This window comes from Paracoccus niistensis, from assembly GCF_042432925.1.
Lineage (GTDB): Bacteria > Pseudomonadota > Alphaproteobacteria > Rhodobacterales > Rhodobacteraceae > Paracoccus > Paracoccus niistensis.
The window spans coordinates 1-1543 of sequence record NZ_JBHLWE010000070.1; the positions used below are offsets into that span (position 1 = coordinate 1).

Genomic DNA, 1543 nt, shown 5'->3' on the forward strand with positions numbered 1-1543 from the left:
GACGGGTCGGGGGTGGACCTGTCGAACGTGAAGATGTCGATGAACCCTTTTGACGAGATCGCGGTCGAGGAAGCGATCCGGCTGAAGGAAAAGGGTGTTGCCACCGAGATCGTGGTGGTGTCGGTGGGCGTGAAGCAGGCGGCCGAGACGATCCGCACGGCGCTGGCGATGGGGGCCGACCGCGGCATCCTCGTGGTGGCGGCCGACGACGTGCACCAGGACATCGAACCCCTGGCCGTGGCCAAGATCCTCAAGGCCATCGTGGCCGAGGAGCAGCCGGGGCTGGTCTTGATGGGCAAGCAGGCGATCGACAACGACATGAACGCCACCGGGCAGATGCTGGCCGCGCTTCTGGGCTGGGCGCAGGCGACGCAGGCCGGCGCGATCGAGGTCGCCGGCGACAAGGCCAGCGTGACGCGCGAGATCGACGGCGGGCTGCAGGTGATCGAGGTCACGCTGCCCGCGATCGTGACCGCCGACCTGCGCCTGAACGAGCCGCGCTACGCGAGCCTGCCCAACATCATGAAGGCCAAGAAGAAGGAGCTCGTCGAGAAGACGGCGGGTGACTACGGCGTGGACGTGAGCCCGCGCCTGACCGTCGTGAAGACGGCCGAGCCCGAGGGGCGCAAGGCGGGGGTCAAGGTGGCCTCGGTCGATGAGCTGGTGTCGAAACTCAAAGCCGCGGGGGTGATCTGATGGCGGTGCTGCTGCTGGCCGAGATGGCCGAGAACGGGCTGAACCGGGATGCGACGGCCAAGGCCGTGACGGCGGTGAAGCCCCTGGGCGAGGTGAGCGTGCTGGTCGCGGGCGCGGGCGCGCAGGCGGCCGCCGCCGAGGCCGCGAAGATCGCGGGCGTGGCAAAGGTGCTGGTGGCCGAGGATGCCGCCTACAGCCACCGCCTGGCCGAGCCGATGGCGGCGCTGCTGGTGCAGTTGGCCCCGCAGTTCAGCCACATCGCCGCGCCGGGCACGACGGACGCGCGCAACATCCTGCCGCGCACGGCAGCCCTTCTGGACGTGATGGTGATCCCCGAGGTCAGCCGCGTGGTGGACGCCGACACATTCGAGCGCGGGGTCTACACCTCGGCCGCGATCCAGACGGTGAAGTCCTCGGACCCGATCAAGGTGCTGACGGTCCGCATTGCCAGCTTCGACGCCGCCGGCGAGGGCGCCCCGGCCCCGGTCGAGCCCGTCTCGGCCGCCGCCGATCCGGGGCTGTCGGCCTGGGTCGAGGACCGCGTGGCGGCCTCGGACCGCCCCGAGCTCACCTCGGCCAAGCGGGTCGTGTCGGGCGGCCGCGCGATCGGCTCCAAGGAGAACTTCGTGCTGATCGAGAAGCTGGCCGACAAGCTGGGCGCTGCCGTGGGCGCCAGCCGGGCCGCGGTCGATTCGGGCTATGCCCCGAACGACTGGCAGGTGGGCCAGACCGGCAAGGTGGTCGCCCCCGAGCTTTACATCGCGGCCGGCATCTCGGGCGCGATCCAGCACCTTGCGGGGATGAAGGACAGCAAGGTCATCGTCGCCATCAACAAGGACGAGGAAGC

The 1543-nt window shown here is 70.0% G+C and carries 2 protein-coding genes; both read left to right on the forward strand.

Annotated elements, in window-relative coordinates; translation table 11 throughout:
• Positions 1–696 (forward strand): electron transfer flavoprotein subunit beta/FixA family protein (locus ACFFII_RS17465; RefSeq protein ID WP_377700149.1); only part of this gene is annotated, 696 nt, incomplete at its 5' end.
• Positions 696–1543: electron transfer flavoprotein subunit alpha/FixB family protein (locus ACFFII_RS17470; protein WP_377700150.1), on the forward strand; the 848-nt coding region annotated here is incomplete at its 3' end. The genes ACFFII_RS17465 and ACFFII_RS17470, both read left to right, overlap by 1 nt.